This is a genomic window from Brevibacillus panacihumi W25 (assembly GCF_000503775.1).
Taxonomy (GTDB): Bacteria; Bacillota; Bacilli; order Brevibacillales; family Brevibacillaceae; genus Brevibacillus; species Brevibacillus panacihumi_A.
The window spans coordinates 2035042-2054806 of sequence record NZ_KI629782.1 but is presented as its reverse complement, the minus strand read 5'-3'; the positions used below and the strand labels follow the sequence as shown (position 1 = coordinate 2054806).

Annotated in this window: 10 protein-coding genes and 1 pseudogene; 10 read left to right on the top strand and 1 reads right to left on the bottom strand. The window is 43.6% G+C overall.

What is annotated here, in order from left to right:
- The first annotated feature begins 12 nt into the window (after positions 1–12).
- The 4 genes from T458_RS39110 (at position 13) to T458_RS39095 (ending at position 9061) form a co-directional block, all read left to right on the top strand.
- Positions 13–1869, top strand: coding sequence for a site-specific DNA-methyltransferase (locus T458_RS39110; RefSeq protein WP_023556495.1), 1857 nt, complete (start codon positions 13–15; stop codon positions 1867–1869).
- Between the two features lie 15 nt (positions 1870–1884).
- A complete protein-coding gene (locus tag T458_RS39105) occupies positions 1885–4938 on the top strand; it encodes a type III restriction-modification system endonuclease (RefSeq protein ID WP_023556494.1) in 3054 nt (1017 codons plus the stop codon).
- A 345-nt stretch (positions 4939–5283) separates the two neighbouring features.
- On the top strand, positions 5284–6480 hold the full coding sequence (locus tag T458_RS39100; RefSeq protein WP_031305657.1) for an exonuclease SbcCD subunit D: 1197 nt from the start codon (positions 5284–5286) through the stop codon (positions 6478–6480).
- Positions 6437–9061: an AAA family ATPase gene (locus T458_RS39095; protein ID WP_023556492.1), complete on the top strand. Its 2625-nt coding sequence runs from the start codon at positions 6437–6439 to the stop codon at positions 9059–9061. The genes T458_RS39100 and T458_RS39095 overlap by 44 nt, the downstream gene beginning before the upstream one ends.
- 58 nt (positions 9062–9119) lie before the next feature.
- Here the strand turns inward: T458_RS39095 and T458_RS39090 are convergent, their stop codons facing one another.
- Positions 9120–10478, bottom strand: a complete 1359-nt coding sequence (locus tag T458_RS39090) for a transposase (RefSeq protein WP_023555811.1) — start codon at positions 10476–10478, stop codon at positions 9120–9122.
- 124 nt (positions 10479–10602) lie between these two features.
- Here T458_RS39090 and T458_RS39085 point away from each other — a divergent pair.
- The 6 genes and pseudogenes from T458_RS39085 to T458_RS39060 form a co-directional block, all read left to right on the top strand.
- A pseudogene (locus tag T458_RS39085) lies at positions 10603–11091 on the top strand (SbcC/MukB-like Walker B domain-containing protein); the annotation flags it as partial.
- A gap of 388 nt (positions 11092–11479) precedes the next feature.
- Complete coding sequence (istA, locus tag T458_RS39080; RefSeq protein WP_144083832.1) at positions 11480–13030, top strand: IS21 family transposase; 1551 nt, start codon at positions 11480–11482, stop codon at positions 13028–13030.
- A 2-nt stretch (positions 13031–13032) separates the two neighbouring features.
- On the top strand, positions 13033–13800 hold the full coding sequence (gene istB, locus T458_RS39075; protein ID WP_023554153.1) for an IS21-like element helper ATPase IstB: 768 nt from the start codon (positions 13033–13035) through the stop codon (positions 13798–13800).
- A gap of 198 nt (positions 13801–13998) precedes the next feature.
- Positions 13999–16542, top strand: a complete 2544-nt coding sequence (locus T458_RS39070) for an MBL fold metallo-hydrolase (protein WP_023556490.1) — start codon at positions 13999–14001, stop codon at positions 16540–16542.
- Positions 16517–17974, top strand: a complete 1458-nt coding sequence (locus T458_RS39065; protein ID WP_023556489.1) for a hypothetical protein — start codon at positions 16517–16519, stop codon at positions 17972–17974. The genes T458_RS39070 and T458_RS39065 overlap by 26 nt, the downstream gene beginning before the upstream one ends.
- Positions 17971–19764 (top strand): Hsp70 family protein, encoded by a 1794-nt coding sequence (locus tag T458_RS39060; protein WP_023556488.1) that lies wholly within the window; start codon positions 17971–17973, stop codon positions 19762–19764. The genes T458_RS39065 and T458_RS39060 overlap by 4 nt, the downstream gene beginning before the upstream one ends.
- Position 19765: the final 1 nt, after the last annotated feature.

The window sequence follows — 19765 nt, the reverse complement described above, 5'->3', positions numbered from 1 at the left end:
TCTAGCCAAAATATGAACCATCTGACAATGAAATCCACCGATCTGACTCAGCTCAATATCGACAAGATCGCGGAACTGTTTCCTAACGTAATTACGGAAGCACGGGATGAACAAGGAAAGATCAAACGTGCTGTTGATTTTGATTTGTTTAAGCAAGAGCTATCCGACTACCTTGTTGAAGGGGAAAAAGAACGCTATCAATTGACTTGGCCAGGTAAAAAAGAGGCCATCCTAAATGCTAATACTCCTATAGATAAAACGTTAAGACCAATCAAAGAAGACAGCATTGATTGGGATGGTACACAGAACATGTACATTGAGGGAGACAACCTTGAAGTCCTAAAGCTTTTACAAGAGTCATATCTAAATAAGGTTAAGTTGATATATATTGACCCACCTTATAACACGGGGAAAGATTTCATTTATAAGGATGATTTCAAAGAACCTGTAGATGAGTATCTTGAGGAGTCTGGTCAAGTCGATGAGGGAGGGAATCGTCTCTTCCAAAATACAGAATCTAATGGTAGGTTTCATAGTGATTGGTTGACAATGACGTATTCGAGGTTGAAAGTAGCAAGAAATTTATTAAGAGATGACGGTGTCATATTCATAAGTATTGATGATAAAGAATTGGATAATATGAAGAAGATTTGCGACGAATTATTTGGCGTGGACAACTTTATTGCTAATGTAATTTGGCAACACAGTATTCAACCTAAGGGGTATTTGGGGAAATTTTCAGTTCATCATAATTTTATTTTAATATATGCTAAATCGATGGATTATTCCTTGGAGTCGTTAGAAAGAACGGAAGAACATAATAAAGCTTATTCCAACCCTGATAATGATCCAAAGGGATCATGGAGATCTGGAGATGTTAGAAACGCATTGTACAGACCGAATTTAATCTATGATATTATCACGCCGTCTGGAAAAGTTATTAGTCCTCCGTCTAATGGGTGGAGATGGAGTAAGGAAACCGTGCAGAAAAAAATTAGTACAGGTGAAATTATCTTCAATCAAGATGAAACGAGAATAATTCGCAAAATTTACTTAAATGATTTGGAAGGTAGGGCACCCGAAACTATCTGGTTCGGTAAAGAGGTTGGAACAACTAGGGATGGGAACAAAACCCTCAAAGAATTATTTGGAAACACCGTTCCCTTTGATACTCCAAAACCTGTAGGTGTTATTCAGAGAATACTGGAATTGTCGACCAATGGGAAAAGCAATGAAATCGTTCTTGATTTTTTCTCGGGCTCAGCAACAACCGCTCATGCTGTTTTGCAAGCCAATGCAGAAGACGGTGGAAACAGAAGATTTATCATGGTCCAATTGCCAGAAAAGACGGATGAAAAGACAGATGCTTTTAGAGAAGGTTATCATAATATCTGCGAAATCGGCAAAGAACGCATCCGCCGTGCTGCCAAAAAGATCAAAGAAGAAACAGGAGCAGACATTGACTACGGCTTCCGTGTATACCGAGTAGATTCCAGCAACATGAAAGACGTCTATTACACGCCGGACAAGCTAGGCCAGATGAATCTGGACGATATGGCGTCGAACATCAAGGAAGATCGCACTGGCGAGGACTTGCTAATTCAAGTGATGCTGGAGTGTGGACTAGAGCTTTCATTGCCTATGGAGTCTAGAGAAATTGAAGGAAAAACCGTCCACTACGTTGCAGGCAACTCCTTAATCGCTTGCTTTGATGACGAGGTGTCCGAGTCGGTTATCAAGAAGATCGCAGAGGATCAACCTCTTCGCGTTGTATTCCGTGACAGCTCCTTCCGGGATGATTCTGCTCGCATCAATGTTGAAGAGCTGTTCAAGCTACTCTCCCCAAGCACTGAAATTCAAGTGCTGTAAGGAAGGTGAGCAGCGATGAAGATTAAATTCAAACACCAGCAGTTCCAACTGGATGCAGTAAAGAGCATTGTTGACGTATTTCAAGGACAGCCCAACGAATCCTCTCGCTTCACGCTTGATAAAGGTCGGCGACAAAAGAGTGTGGAAATCGGTGATCTCTTTCAGCAAACAAGCGGCAATGATTCGGAATATGGGTTCAAGAACAATCCTATCAAGCTAGTCGATCAGGAAGTTCTGAGCAATATTCAAGCGGTGCAACGCCAGAATGGATTGAAACTATCGGAACGGCTTGAGGGCAAGTACAACCTCACGGTTGAAATGGAAACCGGTACGGGTAAAACCTACACGTACATTCGGACGATGTTCGAATTGTACAAAAAGTACGGCTGGGGCAAATTCATTATCGTTGTTCCGTCGATTGCGATTCGGGAAGGTGTGCTGAAGACATTTCAGATTACCGAAGACCACTTCATGGCGGAGTATGGATCAAAGGCACGTTACTTCGTTTATAATTCCAAGCAACTGCATCATATCGAGAAGTTCGCAAGTGACGCTGGTATTAACGTGATGATTATTAACGCTCAAGCGTTTAATGCGAGAGGTAAGGATGCAAGAAGAATTACGATGGAGCTGGATGATTTTGCATCTCGTAAGCCAATCGATGTAATCGCAAGCACCAATCCCATACTCATCATCGATGAGCCACAATCCGTTGAGGGGAAGAAGACGAAAGAGGCATTAAAGGATTTTAAAGCGTTGTTTACGCTGCGATATTCGGCGACTCACCGGGAAGACTACAACAAAGTCTATCGCCTCGATGCTCTGGATGCCTACAACATGAAACTGGTCAAGAAGATTAGTGTGAAAGGTATCTCGGTCAAAGGATCAAGTGGAACGAACAGCTACGTGTACCTCGAAGGCATTGATGTCAGCGACAAGCATGCTCCCGTTGCTAGACTTGAGTATGAAAAACGAACCAAAACCGGATTAACCAAAGTATCCAAGAAGATCGTCACAGGCGATGACCTCTATCAATTGTCCGAGAATTTGGAGCAGTATAAAGGTTACAAGGTATCCGAGATCAACGGTCAGAATAACAGCATCAGCTTTATTAATGGAGTCACGCTGTTCGCCGGAGACGTGCAAGGTGATGTCAGCGAGCTTCATTTCCGGCGAATCCAGATTCGGGAGACGCTGAAATCACACTTCGAGAAGGAGCGGGTGCTGTTTCATAAAGGAATTAAAGTGCTCTCACTCTTCTTCATCGACGAAGTTGCTAAGTATCGACAATACGATAAAGACGGCAACGAACGGAACGGCGATTATGCTGATATCTTTGTAGAAGAATACATGGCACTCCTAAACGAACAACTGTCCTTGTTCGCAGATGACCCATATGTTCAATATTTGAATACTATTCGCGTAAAGGATACGCATAAAGGGTATTTCTCCATCGATAAAAAGAGCAATCGGTTTGTTGATTCCAAAGTGTCTGCCAGAGAAACCGACTCCGATGACGCGGATGCATATGACCTGATTATGCGACAGAAGGAACAACTTCTCAGCTTTGAGGAACCAACGCGGTTCATTTTCTCCCACTCGGCGTTGAAGGAAGGCTGGGATAACCCGAACGTATTCCAGATTTGCACGCTCAAGCACAGTGATTCTACGATCAAGAAGCGGCAGGAAGTTGGGCGTGGATTGCGTCTCTGCGTGAACAAGTATGGCGAACGGATCGACTCCAGTATTCCTGGTATTGACGTTCACGAGATTAATGCACTGACCGTTGTTGCAAGTGAATCCTATGAGCAATTTGCCAAGCAGCTCCAGAGCGAGATTGCAGCGACATTGTCGGATCGCCCACGCAAGGCAGACAATAGCTTCTTCTTGCAAAAAGTACTTGTAAATGCCCGCGGCGAACAATTAAAGATCGATGAGAGACTCGCAAACAAGCTGCAAAATGCGTTCATTCGTAATGGCTATACCGACGATGACTACAATCTAACGGATGCATACTTTGCTGCCGTAGAAGAACAAACCATTAAACTACCAGATGAGCTGCACGCACATCAAGAGCAACTTATTGAATTGGTTAAAACGATCTACGTTGAAGGCAGGTCGGATATGGCGAACGATGATCGGAAGAATACAGTTCCGAATATCACGGTGAACAGCAACTTCCATAAGAAAGAATTCAAGGAATTGTGGAGCCGGATCAATAAGAGATCGGTTTACACGGTTCAGTTCGACTCGGAAGAATTGGTGCGGAAGAGCATCATGGCGATTAATATGAGCTTGGACGTGCCTTCAATTCGTTATTCCATCAAGCATGGGGAAATGAATGAGATCGAATCCCGTGAACAATTGAAGCAGGGAGAAGCGTTCAAAATTCGAGAGACGGACGCGGATTATGTTCATCAAGCTGCGGCATCGAAGATCAAATACGACTTGATCGGCAAACTGATGGATGAAACAAAGCTCACCAGAAAAACGATTGTGGCCATTATGAAAGGTATCAAACAAGCGAAGTTTATGCTATTCCAGAAGAATCCCGAGGAGTTTATTATCCGGGCATCTAGACTGATTAATGAGCAGAAGGCGACGACGATTATTGAATCCATTACGTATGATGTGATCAATGATACGTTCGATACCGATGTGTTCACGAAGAACACGCTGAAGGGACAGCTTGGACAAAATGCGATAGCGGTTGAGAAGCACATATACGACTATGTGGTGACGGATTCCAAGATCGAGCAGACTTTCGCGAAAGAGCTAGACACGAGCAAGGAAGTAAACATTTATGCCAAGCTGCCGCGAGGCTTTTATATCCCAACCCCAGTTGGCGACTACAATCCGGACTGGGCGATTGTATTCAAAGAAGGTGACATCAAGCACATTTATTTTATTGCCGAGACGAAAGGCTCTTTGAATTCGATGGAGCTGCGTGAAGTCGAGAAGGCAAAGATTGAATGTGCACGGCGACACTTTGCTAAATTGAACTCTGATCAACTGAAGTACGATGTGGTTAACGATTATGAGAAGTTAATGGAGATCGTGAAGGGATGAAATTAGGAAGATGGGTACTCTCCCCATCTTCTTTTTTTATATCCAATTGTTGCATCGTCCACCCTGTTTGAGTATTTTCAGTGACTTCTAGGTATTGATACGCACAATTGACACTCTAAGTAACAAGGAGCCGAGCAAGCATCAAAAGACATTCCGGAATCTTGGATAGACTTGATATCTTGTAAGTGTCAGGTTTCAATTCTATTTTAAACAAAAAATGCGAACAAAAGTTCTCTGGCAACCTGTTGTCAGAGAACTTTTGTCATAATAGGACTAACAAAACAGAAGACACTGGTGACAGGGGTAAATACGGTAAAAAACGAACAGAAAGGAAAGAGTGATGCAATGAAAATATTCCACACAGCCGACTGGCATCTAGGCAAATTAGTTCAAGGTGTTTACATGACGGAGGATCAGCAATATATCCTTGATCAATTTATCAAGGACGTAGAAGCTAAAAGACCAGATGTCATCGTTATTGCGGGTGATTTGTACGATCGTGCCGTTCCTCCAACTGAAGCTGTGCAATTGCTAGATCGTGTGCTGGAGACGCTTGTTCTTCATTTGGAAATTCCTGTTCTAGCAGTCGCAGGTAATCACGATAGTCCGAGCCGTCTGGATTTTGGCAGTAGCATGTTGAAAGCTTCGGGGTTGCATATCGCTGGTGAACTGATTTATCCATTTGAACCTGTCGTATTGCACGACGAGCATGGAGAAGTTCATTTTCATCTCATCCCTTATGCAGAGCCCGGAAAAGTACGCTATTTGCTCCGCGATGACACGATCAAAACACATAATGACGCGATGTGCAAAATCACCGAAACGATCAAAGCATCCATGAACCCAAATGCCCGGCATGTGTTCGTAGGCCACGCTTTCGTTACGCCTGGTGGTGAAGCTCAGAATAATACCAGCGATTCGGAACGACCACTATCCATCGGTGGGGCTGAGCATGTGAGTGCCAAGCATTTTAATGGATTCCATTACACGGCTCTTGGACATTTGCATCAGGCACACCATGTTGGAAACGAAACGATCCGCTATGCCGGCTCGCCTCTCAAGTATTCCATTTCGGAAGAACATCACAACAAAGGTTATCTTGTCGTTGAACTGAATGGGGACGGTAATGTAACGATTGAGAAAAGAGACCTTACGCCGAGACGTGACATGCGGACGGTAGAAGGCCTGATTGCAGATATTGAGAAGCATCCAATCAATGAGGACTATGTGTTTGTTCGCTTGCTGGACGAGGTGTTAGTATTGTCTGCGATGGAACGGGTTCGCTCCGTTTATCCAAATGCAATGCACGTAGAACGAAAAATGGCTGTTGCAGGACTACTCGGAGAAACGCTGGCAGTAGACGGACGAGCCCAGATGGACGAGCTGTCGTTGTTCAAAGCGTTTTATAAAGAAGTGAAAGGTACGGAGCTATCACCAGAGACAGAGAAGCTATTTATTGAAACGATAGAAGAAATCTTCAAGAAAGCGGGTGAGCGCGATGAGACCGTTGAAGCTTACGATGACTGCGTTCGGGCCGTATAAGAATGAAGAAGTGATCGATTTCTCTGAACTGAAAGACAATCGCTTGTTTGTCGTATCGGGGAATACGGGAGCTGGAAAAACATCTATCTTTGACGCGATCTGCTTTGCCTTATATGGAGATGCAAGCGGGGAAGACAGGAACGACAGTAAAATGCTTCGCAGTCATTTTGCTGATGATCAGGTGCATACTTCCGTGGATTTTGTATTTGAACTGAAAGGTCGCGCGTACCGTGTGTTCCGGCAGTTGGCTCATGTGAAATCAGGCAATAAAGGAGCGACGGGTGACAGATATGAATTGTATGAAATCATAGGTGGGGAAGAGATACCCATAACGGATCGCTTTATCGTGTCTCAAGTGGACGAAAAGATTCGTGAAATCATTGGTCTCACGAAGGATCAGTTCAGTCAAATCGTCATGCTACCGCAGGGGGAGTTCCGCAAACTGCTTACATCCGAAACGGAAAACAAGGAGGAGATACTGCGCCGTATATTCAAGACCAATTTGTATAAGGTTGTCGCAGACCAATTGAATGAGAAGCGTAAGGAAATGCAGCAAATTTGCGCGGAGTTGGCCAAAATACGGGAGTATCACATTAACAATGTGAAGGGCTCTCTGGCAGGACGAGAAGGTTCTGATCTGTATAAAGTCTTTCAACAACAGCATTACAATACGCATCAAGTAGTGGAAGCGTTAGATAAAGAGATCGATTACTATGTTGGACAAATGGAAGAAAAGAAGTTGTTGTTGCAGGTTGAGACAGCAAAACACCAAGAAAAAACCGCGGCATATCATCAAGCTCAAAGTGTGAATGAGCAATTTAACCTTTTGGATCAGAAGATTGCTACAAGACAAGAACTTGCCTCGCAAGCGCTGGATATTCAACAAAAAGCGATGGAGCTTTCGCTTGCAGAGCAGGCCGTTCACCTGCACGTATACGAGCGGCATTACGTGGAGATGACGGAAGAACTCACCCGCAAAAACAAACTTCTAGAAGATGCACTGATCGAATGCGAACAAGCGGAGTCAAGCTTCCGATCGGCCGAAGCAAATTATAAGCAGGAAGAGGGCAAAGAAAAGTTAAGAGAACAAGCTTTGCGTGAGTTGGAACGCCTTCAGGGATATTTGCCAACAGTAAAGGATATTGATGAAAAACAGCAGAAGGTACTGCAGCTTGAAATAGAGGTAGAATCCTTAACAAAGCAAGTAGCTAATGCACAGAGTGAACTGGAAGCCTTACAGTCCAAGCGATCTGAAAAATTAGTTCAGGTAAAGGAATTGGAGGATAAAGTTGCCTATCTGCCGGAAATGACTGAGCGGCTAAATCTTCTGAGACAACATGCAACAATGATTCAAGAATACCTTAACCTCGTACAAAGATCTTCAGAAGAACATGAAGAAGAAAGAGAATTATCGGATACATTCGAGCAAGCGAATCAAGCCTATTCTGTAGTAGAGGATCTCTGGATCGAAGGTCAAGCTGGTTTATTAGCGAGCCATCTTCATGATGGTGATACTTGTCCGGTTTGTGGCAGTATAGAGCACCCGAAAAAGGCTGCTATGATCGGTGAAATCCCTACGAAAGAAGAACTAGAACAGTTGCGTAAAGATAAATCTGTGGCAGAGAAAAAACATCTTGAAGCGAAAGCGAAGTACAATGCCACTATACGCCAGATCCAGGAGAAACAGCAGCAAGTGCTTGAACAGGGTTTCAATATAGAAGGAATTCAAGAGTCCATTGCAGAGTTGGTGAAAGAAGGAAAAGCTCTGGCGAATGAGGAGAAGGAGTTAAAGGAGAATCATGCCAAGCACACTCCACTCAAGCAAGCACTTGAAACGTTGGATCAAACTTTAGAAGAGAAAAGCAAACAGAAAGAACATACTTCCACCTTATTCAATGATAAGAAGACTGCGTTTGTAACGGAGCAGGCAGTTTATGAACAATTGCTAGCAGCGTTGCCTGAAGAGGTGCGAAGTCTTGAGAAGCTTGAACAACAAATCCGAGATACAGAAGAGAACAAGAAGAATATGGATGACGCCTGGAAGCAGGCACAAATGAAATTCCAGGAAGCGAGTAAACGAAACATTGAGGTGGTCGCGAGCCGTACAAATGCAGATAACTTAAAGAACGAAGCAGTAGCAAAAAAAGAAAAAGCGCACCGAAGTTACTTCGAAGCGCTGAAACAGGCAGGGTTTGAGACCGAAGAAGCCTACAAATCAGCAAAGATGAAAGATGATGCCCGATCTGCATTGAAACAACAAATTGAAGCGTATCATACAGCTACAAAAACTATAGAGCAACAAATTGAGGAATTATCAGAAGCAACAGCTGGCAAAGAACGTCAAGATGTTGTGATGCTGCAGCAACATCTGCAGGAACTGGAACAACGTCTGGAAATCATCCGCAATGAAAATATTCAAGCGGAACTTAACTATGGGAAAGGAACCGAAGGCAGGGTCAATATTCTCGAAGCTGAGAAGGCTTGGCAGGACGCAGAACGTGAGTACCAACTCGTGAAAGATTTGTATGATGTCGTTCGAGGAGAAAATACGAAAAAGATCTCGTTTGAATCAATTTCATAATTGCTCATCTTAAAAATATACAGACTGCCCCAATCTCTTCTTTATCCTTTTTTAAAAACTAAGCCGCGACTGGCTTCTTGTTTTCCAGTGCGTTACGAATCCGATCAGTGGCTAATTTAGCGGCATTATAAACAAGAGTTACCAAATCAAAATGAACTTTGGCCCTCTTCCCTGTGCGATAGCGTACGTTGTTCAGTTGGAAAAATTCTTTCAAATAGGCATTCACCCGCTCGACAGCTGTTCTTTGGTCATAGAGTTCTTCCCACGTTTTTGTTCCTCTGGCCGGAGCCGTATACTTCCGAAGATCCGTTTCGACCTTAATTTTATACACCTTCTGACAGAGGGAATCTTGAGCCAGTGGACAGTCTTTGCACTCCTTGGGACGTACAAATTTCAGTGTTTTGTACTTTTTATCATAACTGTCGTAACGATAGGAGTGCTCTCGGACACATGTGGGAGCAAAGTGCTGGTCGAACCCAACCATTTCTCCTTCATTCCGCTTGTTGTAAGCAATAATAGCGTGAGCATCCATTCGACTGATTTGCTGATAAATGGGTTTGTAGTCATACCCTGCATCCATGATTCCATAATGTATACGATCCGGCAGGATCGTCTGAACTCCTTTGAGCAAAGGAATCGCCGCTTTCCCATCATTCATACTTCCAGAGGACATAAGGGAACGAAGAATGTATTGACTTTTCGTGCCGACAGCAAGATGTGCTTTGTATCCGTACCAAAACACGTTTTTCCCTTCACTATTTTTCTTGATTCCCCAGTCAGGCTGTAAAGGGACATGGGTTAAGAGCTCTTCCAATGGGGCATCCAGTTGGGCTGCAATAGATTTCTCGTATAAGGACTTTTGGGCTTCTTCTTCTTGCTTTTTCTTGTCGTATATTTCTTTTTCTGCTTTCGTTTTACGTCCGCGTTTCTTCGGTTCCGGCTTTGGCTTTTTTTCCTTTGCTACTCCACGGTCACGAGATTCAAAATGGGTCGCATCGAAAGCAACCGCTTCATCATTCACGAACCCTTCTTGAATCGCTTGGAGCAATAACGTATCTTGAACCTTCTCGAGAAGTGTTGTTTCAGATAGCTTCTGAACCAGACGTGAGTACGATGCCTCAGAAGGAAGGCTGTCTGAAACCAAAAAACCGCATTCCAACCGAAAGATAAAGTCATGTTTAAGCCGTTTCCGTAAATCTTTCACGGTTGGAATCCGTTCTACGATTCGAGCGACCAAAGAATACAGCATAGCAGCATAATTCAACTCAGTAGGAGCTCCATAGATCGACTTTTTGGAGATAACACAAAGAATCGGATCGATGTCAAGGGTGGAAAAAATCGCTTCAAATCGTTGGGGAGGTTCTAAGTCGAATAATTCTTGTATATCAAACAGGCTTCCTTGTCTTATAATGGACATTGGGAGTCATCCTCCATTCTCTTAAGTTTGGGTCGCACTTAACTTATTAGAGATTTGGGGAGGTACTCCTTTTTCTATGCTCAAAAACCCTTGAGCCCGTAGGGCTTAGATTTATGAAATTGATTCGTTTGAGAGATATTTACAAATTGAATTTCTGGAAAAGATTATTTTCAACGCGAACCAACGCTTACAGAAGATTTCGGGTGGGCAATTTTATCTGGTTCGTAGTGACAGAATGGAAAAACGCGGTAGACAAAGCGGACTCGGTTTTGATGTCTATGATCATTACACGGGTCAGCTGCGGGACGTGAAAACATTGTCTGGTGGAGAAAAGTTCAATGCTTCACTATGTTTAGCACTTGGAATGGCTGATGTTATTCAATCCTATGAAGGTGGCATTTCGTTGGAAACCATGTTTATAGACGAGGGTTTCGGCTCTCTCGATGAAGAGTCTTTGCACAAGGCCATTGATACCTTGATCGATTTGCAGCAATCCGGGCGAATGATAGGTGTCATCTCACATGTTCAGGAGCTGAAACAAGCCATACCTGCTATCTTGGAAGTGAAGAAAACAAGAGAAGGATACAGTTACACTAACTTTTGCGTTAGTTAAGTTCGATATCCTTATTGTCGTGAATTTGCTCCTGTAGCATAAACTTGCTCATGTTACCGTTTAATCTGATTGTTAATTTCAATGAGCAGAAGACGACGTTCAATAGGTAGTCGTCTTCTGTTGGCACTTAATACTTGCATGCATTCGTGAGGAGTATGAGATGTCATGTAGGCTGCAGGAGATAGAGTGAAAAATTAGTTTTATACTATTGTGATTGGGGTAAATCTATTAAGAATTAATGTAGGTATATAGTGTAACTGCTAAACTAAATTCAACAGTATCCGCCAAATAGAAATGAACACTTTTTTCTTTCACTTGGTAACCCAGTTAAGCTATGATTACTTGTTCAACATAGCTTGGCTGGGGGATGGGAAAGGTGGAAAAATTACTGTTGTATCTTCAGGTTCATCAATTAAAAGAGCAAGGATTTAAGGTGGCAGCCATCGCAAGGAAATTGGATCTGTCGAGGAACACGGTCTATAAATATCTAGATATGACTTTTGAGGAGGCATCAGATTGGGTCAATTCCCTTGGTAACAGAAGCAAAAAGTTGAATCCCTACCGGGATAGGATTCTCAGTTGGTTACATGAACATCCAGATCTGTCTTCTTCTCAGGTCGAGGACTGGTTAAAGGAGAAATATCCTTCCATTAAGATTGGAGGAAGCACAGTTCGATCCTATGTTAGTGAGCTAAGGGAAATATACCATATTCCGAAAATTGTACATATTCGTGATCACGAAGCAGTGGACGAGTTGCCAATGGGCCAACAGGCTCAAGTGGATTGGGGAGAAGTCACGGTTAAAAATATGGAAAAAAAGGACGTGAGATTATACTTCATCACTTTTGTTCTCTCCCACTCCCGTTTCAAGTATGTAGAGTGGCAAAGCAGACCCTTTACCACAAGGGATGCAATCAGATGCCATGAAAACGCATTCGTATTTTTCGGAGGAATGCCAGAGGAATTGGTTTATGACCAAGATCACCTGATCACCGTAAGTGAAAATGCAGGAGACATTATCCTGACGAGTGAATTTCAGTCTTATAAGCAAGAACGTGGATTTCGCCTTTATTTATGCCGCAAGGCAGATCCGCAAAGTAAGGGCAAGATAGAAAACGTAGTGAAATTCGTGAAAAGAAACTTTGCCAAACACAGGGTTTTCTCCAATATCGATGCATGGAACGAACGGTCTCTGGCCTGGCTATCACGGACAGGCAATTACAATGTGCACCATACAACAAAAAAGAGACCGGTTGAAGTGCACGCCCTCGAAAAGCAACACTTGAAGCCAGTCTCTCCCCTGCTCTCTTTCGAGAGCAACCGTGGATCCAGTATAACAAGAACTGTCCATAAGGACAATGTGATTAAATATAAATCCAATCGGTACTCCCTTCCTTTAGGGACATACCGTCCAAGGGGAGAGAATCAAGTATTTATCGAGATTCATGAAGAGGAACTGATTGTCAGAGCAACTCCGCAAGGAGAAGTTCTTGCACGACATCGGCTTTGCCACGGAAAAGGAGAGCTTATAAAAAGTAGACAGCACTCACGTGATCGATCTAAAGGGATTCATGCTTATAAGGAGACCATTATCCGCCAATTTCACGATCAAGAAAAAGCAATGCTGTTTATTCATGAGATAAGCGTTCGGTATCCGAGGTATGTACGTGATCATTTGCAAATCGTTCAATATGCCATCACCCATTTCCAACCTGATATTGAGGAAGCCTTGGATGTATGTGTAAAAGACCATTTATGGAGTGCAAATGACCTCCGGGATGTTGCACAGCACCTTTCCCGACTAAAAGATACCAAGCCCTCCTCAGAACCTCGTTTCGATCAAGCAATACCAAGCAACTTCCGCAACCTCTCCGCATTACAAGCCACTTCACCAACGAGGGAAATGGATAAATATTTAAAAATACTAGGGGGCATTTGACGTTGAACAGCACCGTACAGACCATGCAAAATTACTTCCGCCATCTTCGGATGGCGGAGACAGCCAATGAACTGCCTGAATTCCTTCGTAAAGCTGAAAAATTCTCTTGGACCTATCAGGAATTTCTAGAAGAACTCTTAACCTATGAATTGAAACGGAGAGAAGCAAAAAATGCGGAGAGGAGATTGAAATGGGCCAAGTTTCCCTATCAAAAGACCTTGGATGAATTTCAGATCGATGAGCAAAAGTCAATCAGTTCCCGCCAAATCAAACAGTTGAAGGAACTGAATTGGCTAGAACAACAGTACAATCTGATCCTTCTTGGTCCTCCAGGAGTGGGCAAAACCCACATTGCAATTGGACTTGGGTTAGAAGCGATACAAAAGGGTTTTCAAGTTACCTTTTCAACCATGGGAGAGTTGATCCATCTATTGAAAACCCAAGAGTACCTCACAAAATCACAAACGCAGCTTAAAAGAATAAACGAATCCGATTTGGTCATTATTGATGATCTCATGTATATGGCAATGGATCAAAGGGAGGCAAACCTATTTTTCCACCTCATAAACAACCTGTATGAACGAAGTTCAATCATATTAACATCCAACAAAGGACCCGAACAGTGGGGAGAATTAATAGGTGATCAAGGAATTACGACGGCTATATTAGATCGATTGCTTCACAGAGTGGAAGTGATCCAACTAAACGAAGACAGCTACAGAATCAAATACAGGAGCTCTATTTTCGGAGAAAAAAGTGTTCAATCTTAATGAGCAAAAAGTGTTCAAAACTACTTGACGGTTACATATAGACCCTCGTAATCTTACGTTAAATCGATTCGATGTTATATTCTCATGTCTTTATGGAAGAAAAACAGTAAATATGGTAGGGTGTGATTAGGTAAATTTTACTATAAATATTTACGTGAGAATATTAACCTATTTCGTTTGTTGAAAGGAGGGTGAAACATGACAATACTTTCAGAAGTTGTTGAAAAAGCAATTTATCTTGAAAATCGCGGGTATTTTGATCAAGCAGGAGATTGTTTCAACTATTTGCAACAGTTTGCAGACGAATTGGATGCCACGGTTCTTACCCGAATCGCTCAGTTTTATTTAAATTGTGATCGGAATATCGATTCTCTCCAAATGGCCAAAAAAGCCATAGAAAAAGGGGCAAGCCTCGCTATTACTGGGAAAGCCTATCTTAAAGCATGGGAAAAGGGTAACTTATCCATCGAATGGCTCGAGTGGTTACAAAATCAGCCTGGTATGGAAAACTTCCCAGAACATCAGCTGTACATAGCGGAAAAATTATTTCATGGTGGCAGGCATGATTTGGGTTACCGCCTGGCAATTCAAACAGGAGAACAGATTGAAAAACGGGTCAGGGAGCATCTGGGTGATTTCGATCTTTTTATCGATTCCAATCTGTTGTTGACAGAGTTGGAATTTTTGTTGGGTAATCCTATTCAGGCACGATTCCACCTCCGCAAGACCTTGTATTTGGAGCGAGAGCGGCTTTGTCGCCATCAGGAAATCTCTTATTGGAGCATTGTCCTCGATGAAATTACTAGCTGGGTAAGCCGGGAAGATTGGCACGAACTGGAGGAACGGATTAACGGGGAGGTTCTGATGGTATGCCAGATGTATCGGCACCTATTGTCTGGTAAAAGAAGCAAGCGAATGATGGAGACTTTGCATTCCACTCCTTTTATAGATGAATATCTGGAAAAAAAACGCTTGACGTACTTGGCACTAGTGGACAGAGATTGGACCGGGCAACTTTCATTGACAGCGCTGGAAGAACAGCATGCCAGACTTCCTGACGATCTCTTGACTACCCTGCTCTACACACAAAGGCTGGAATCAGTGGATAGGGAAGCGGCAAAAAGTGTATGGAAGCGGGAGTTTGTCAAACATGCTGACCACCCCCTAGCCATCAGAGCCTACCACGCCCTGCTTCGATCCGAAGAGGGCAAGAGTAGAGACCCAATTTTAGACGGTTGTCGCGTGACTTTTTTGGGAGGCGGGGAAAAGATCGGTGGAACTTCCATTTTGATCAGTATCCATGATCGCCATATCCTGCTGGATGCTGGCATGCATTTGCATGAGGAATCATATCACCCTGACTACCAACCCATGTTTGATCTGGGTGTTCAATATGAGGATCTGGACGCTCTACTCATCACCCATGCCCACCTCGATCATGTGGGAGCTGTTCCTTACCTTCTTGCTCAACGCCCTGATCTGCCAGTGTATGCCACAGAAGCTACAAAGTCACTGATGAAAGTGTTACTTACAGACACTGTTAAATCGAGTCGTCAACAAGAACTTGTAAATGATATGTATGATGAAGAGCAGGTGAAAAAAACACTTCTTAGTGTACAAGCAGTCGACTTTGCCAAGACATTCATCATTCCTTCAAGTGGTAAAGAGTGGAGGATCACGTATTATCCCGCCGGACATATTTTAGGGGCTGCTTCCATTTATATGGAATTGGAAGGAATATCAGTTTTGTTCACCGGGGACTATTCGATCGAAGACCAGCGAACCGTAAAAGGTATGGAACTACCGGATAATCTAAAGGTGGATATTCTCATTACGGAGAGCACATACGGCTATCTCCCTACGAACGCCAGCATGAAGCGCTCCGTCCAAGAAAACATGTTCGTAGCAACTGTAGATGAGATGATTCAGTCGAATGGCTCAGTGCTGATCCCTGCATTCGCACTAGGTAGAGCCCAGGAGATCGTACTGATCCTAAAAGAAGCGTATAAAAATGAGGACTTTCTTCCATTCTCGTTGTTTCTCGATGGACGGGTAACAGAGGTATGCCGCATTTACCAGGACTATGCGGAGCTAGGGAAGTTTGTAAATCCTGCTGTCATTCCCGAAACCTTTGAAAAGCCATTGATATTTGGCGATGGTGTCCAGGCTGCACAGGATCTGTATTCAAACCGCAAAGGAAGCTCCTACATCTTTGACAGCTTTTTTGAGGACTTCATTGCTCCTGGAAAAACCTGCGTGGTAGCCAGTTCCGGCATGTTGATTCCGCAAAGTGCTTCCTCCCGTTACGCGGAAAAAATGATTGACAGTAAGAACTGCCTGATTGCTTTTTCCGGCTATCTGGATGAGGAAAGTGCAGGCTCACACATTCTGAAAAAGAGTCAATCGCAATCGCTGTCAGGTGGCAAATTGCAAGTAAATGGAGTAGAAAAAGAGATTCGAGCCCGAATTGAAGCGTTCCGCCTGTCTGCTCACGTCAGCAGAGAGGAAATCGTCCAATTGGTAATGGAATTGCGCCCTTCCTTTGTTTTTTTAATGCATGGGGAGCATCAGAAGCGTTATAAACCGGTGGGAACAAAAGCGAGGGGGGAAGTTATTTACCCTTCTTTGGTCGAATTGCTCAGACAAATCGAGGGCCTTGAGGTAATTCCAGCCTGGAATGGAACCAGCTACGAGGTACAAAGTCAAGGAGGAGAACATGCTAACACACAGCAGTACGCTTGAATTGATCATGGAACATGCGGGAAAGACGAATGGTGAACTGAAACAGATTGCACAAAACAAGGGGATGAATCCCGCAAGCTTTATCAACGTGGTAAAGGAACTAAGGTTGCATGAAATGAGTGAACGAAACCTCATTTTTTGGGGGATGCAGGCTCTGGCGGAACGAGAGTTGTACGAGAACCCAGGGAAAAGTATTCGCGAGATCGCTGAAATCGTATGCGAGAAATGGAATGAAGAGCATGAGCTGCAGCTCACCAGTAATCACGTCTCCGCTTATTTACTGACGCTTCCTTACAAATACCCCAACTGTCAAAAAGCGTTTGTGGCGATCTGTGAAGGAGATCTCGATTCATTTTATGCTTATCAAAAGGATACCAGACAGCTGATTGAGCTGATCCTGCGTTTTTTGATGTTCTGTTATGGCAAAAAATTCGACCTGAAACTTGCTAATAAATTGATCAATCTGGTGATTGGCCAAGATGCGGACATGGAAATCATGGACGCGATCAAGCGGATGGATTTCTTTCATCGGAAAGACAACAAAGTATTTGTATCAAAAATGGGTGCGTATCGAAGAGTGATGGGAGGATATCCGGTCATTTTTGCGGAGGGATTAAAAACCATTCTCGCGAGTTATTTAGAAGGACAAACGGATCAACAGTTGGTCAACTTCTGGGAACAGCTGGAAGGAAACTCGACGGATGATTTTGGGGAAAGTGCTGAGGATGACTTTTGGGATATGGATACGCTGTTCACGGACAAGGTACTTACAGCACCGACGCCCATCGCTGTGGAAAACCTGCAAGCTGATTTGTCCGCGCCCAAGCATCTACAGGATTTCCCGACCGCTCACGATGTCTTGGGTGAGCATACTGAACCAGTTGATCAGCCGACCTCTTCACAATTGATTGACACGATATTGGATAGCGCTGAACGGCTGAAGCAGATGTTGATCCATCAAGCATCGCCCGATTCGGGCAACCAGTCATATATCAAGACGCTGGAAGAAGAGAATGAGAGATTGAAAGCGGCGTTGTCCCAGGAAATGGAGAAGGCCGCAGAAGCAGAGAAAAAGGCGGTTACAGAAATTTTACAAACGATTGCCGGCGAAAACAGTCATTACTTGCTTTCAGATCTATATGAAGAATCCCAGGGAAAACAGCCCGAAAATCGTGTGATCAGCCAAGGCAGACTCGTCAACCTGTTTTCTGCATTATCACGTCTTGGAGTGGAGAAAGAATCCGGCTTGCATGAAAACGGGGACACATTCCTGATCAACAAAGATGAGTTGATCCGCAAATACATGACGGATGGGCCAATTGTTCATGAAGGGGATGTCGTTCGTGTAAGGCTGGTCAAATACGGATGGTCCCTCAATGGGGAGACTGTGGTAAGTCCGTTGGCGGCTATTGTGAAGGAGGAAGAAAAATGAAACGCTATGTAGGAATAGACTTGGGCACCACCAATTCGACAATTTCCGTCGCTCATCTGACAGTGAGAGGTGACATCGATTCGAAAACGCTGGAAGTAAAACAGGTTGACGAGAAGGGAAACAATTTAACACAAGATAGGACCCTTCCATCGGTTCTGTATATCGACGAGCAAAACAACCCATATGTAGGCAAGTTCGCAAAAAGGATGGCAGGTGTCTATCCCAAACGTGTCATCCGGGAAGTAAAGCGGTATATGGGTGAATCCGTCAGTTGGACGATGAATGGCACAGACATTCGTCCTGAGATCGTCTCTTCATACGTGCTAAAGCTGCTGCGTGCGCAAGTCGAGGAATATTACTCCGGAGAAAAAATCAAACGTGTGGTCATTACGGTTCCGGCTAATTTTAACTTTCAGCAGGAACAGGCTACCCGGACAGCAGCGGTATTGGCTGGATTTGATAAGGAACAGATCCATACGATACCGGAGCCGACCGCAGCATTGATTGACTTTTTGAACGAAGAAAAAAAACTGGACGCCACTGCCAGAAGGCTACGTTTTGACGGAAAAAAGAAAAATCTGCTTGTTTTTGACCTGGGTGGAGGAACCTGTGATGTATCTATTCTTCAAGTAGAGGAAAGACCTGACGGAGGTATTGATATTCAAGAGTTGTCGATATCCCAATATACCGAGTTGGGAGGCATTGATTTTGATAAAAGAGTGACCCAATATTTGCTCCAAACGAAGTTGCTAAAAAATCATTTAAAGTTGAAGACACAGGAATTCATGGCCAGGTATGATGATAATGTCAAGTTGAGGCTGCAAGAAAATTTGCTCGACTTCGCGGAAAAGGCAAAAACCTTCTTTTCGACACGGATCGAAAACCAGCTGCGAATCTCCAATCGTGAATATTTTGATTGCAAAGATGAATTCAATCATTTGGTTTACAAGGAGATGCTCAATGACCAACTGCCAGAAGAACTTGTAACCCTGTTAAGTATCACCAAGGAAGAGTATGACAAAGTAATCGAGCCGTTGATGTACCAGGAGAAGGCAAAAGCTGGTCATTCCAATATTGAGGGACCAATCCTCAATGCGTTGAAATCGGCCAAGCTGGGCGAGATGAAGAGAGAGGACATCGATGCGGTTTTCCTTGTTGGAGGAATGACTTTCTATCCTACCATTCAAGAACGTCTGTTTGATATTTTTGACCGCAGGATCAAACCGATTCGAACGATTAACCCAATGCATTCAGTAAGTCGCGGTGCGGCTGTGTACCACCATATGCTGGACAAGATTCAAATTCGCTCAAGTGACCAACTTACGAAAGCAGAAGACAGCTTTATCATTCCAGAAGTAGTTGTCAGCAACATTGTTCCGAACCATATCTTCATAGATGTAGTCGGAAGTGATCCTGTTGCCCTTTTGGAAAAGGGGACAAAACTCCCTTTCGAACGCTTGATTGAAGACAAGTTCTTCGTGACAGGGCCAAGTGACAGGGAAGATGTAAATGCGATGCAGTTGGATCTCTTTACGGCTGAAAGCGCCAAGTCCTTGAATATGAAAAAACTGAAGTCCGCAGTGATTAACTTCAAGAAGCCGGTCAAGAAGAACTCCAAGCTGGTTCTGAAGGTGGTTTGCAATCAGGAGCGGGAAGTAAGTGTGAAGGCATGGCTGAAAGAGGATGAAACAGAGGTAATCGATGTTAACATTGGCGCACATGAGTTTACAGATGAGGAAAAGGATTCAATCAGAAATCAATTGGAGAAGATCAATCAAATTAAGAGGTGAT

What these genes read in the sequence shown, in the direction of transcription:
- T458_RS39110 (WP_023556495.1), top strand. Translation starts at nt 13, where the DNA reads ATGAACCATCTGACAATGAAATCCACCGATCTGACTCAGCTCAATATC.
- T458_RS39105 (WP_023556494.1), top strand. Translation starts at nt 1,885, where the DNA reads ATGAAGATTAAATTCAAACACCAGCAGTTCCAACTGGATGCAGTAAAG.
- T458_RS39100 (WP_031305657.1), top strand. Translation starts at nt 5,284, where the DNA reads ATGAAAATATTCCACACAGCCGACTGGCATCTAGGCAAATTAGTTCAA.
- T458_RS39095 (WP_023556492.1), top strand. Translation starts at nt 6,437, where the DNA reads ATGAGACCGTTGAAGCTTACGATGACTGCGTTCGGGCCGTATAAGAAT.
- T458_RS39090 (WP_023555811.1), bottom strand. Translation starts at nt 10,478, where the DNA reads ATGTCCATTATAAGACAAGGAAGCCTGTTTGATATACAAGAATTATTC.
- T458_RS39070 (WP_023556490.1), top strand. Translation starts at nt 13,999, where the DNA reads ATGACAATACTTTCAGAAGTTGTTGAAAAAGCAATTTATCTTGAAAAT.
- T458_RS39065 (WP_023556489.1), top strand. Translation starts at nt 16,517, where the DNA reads ATGCTAACACACAGCAGTACGCTTGAATTGATCATGGAACATGCGGGA.
- T458_RS39060 (WP_023556488.1), top strand. Translation starts at nt 17,971, where the DNA reads ATGAAACGCTATGTAGGAATAGACTTGGGCACCACCAATTCGACAATT.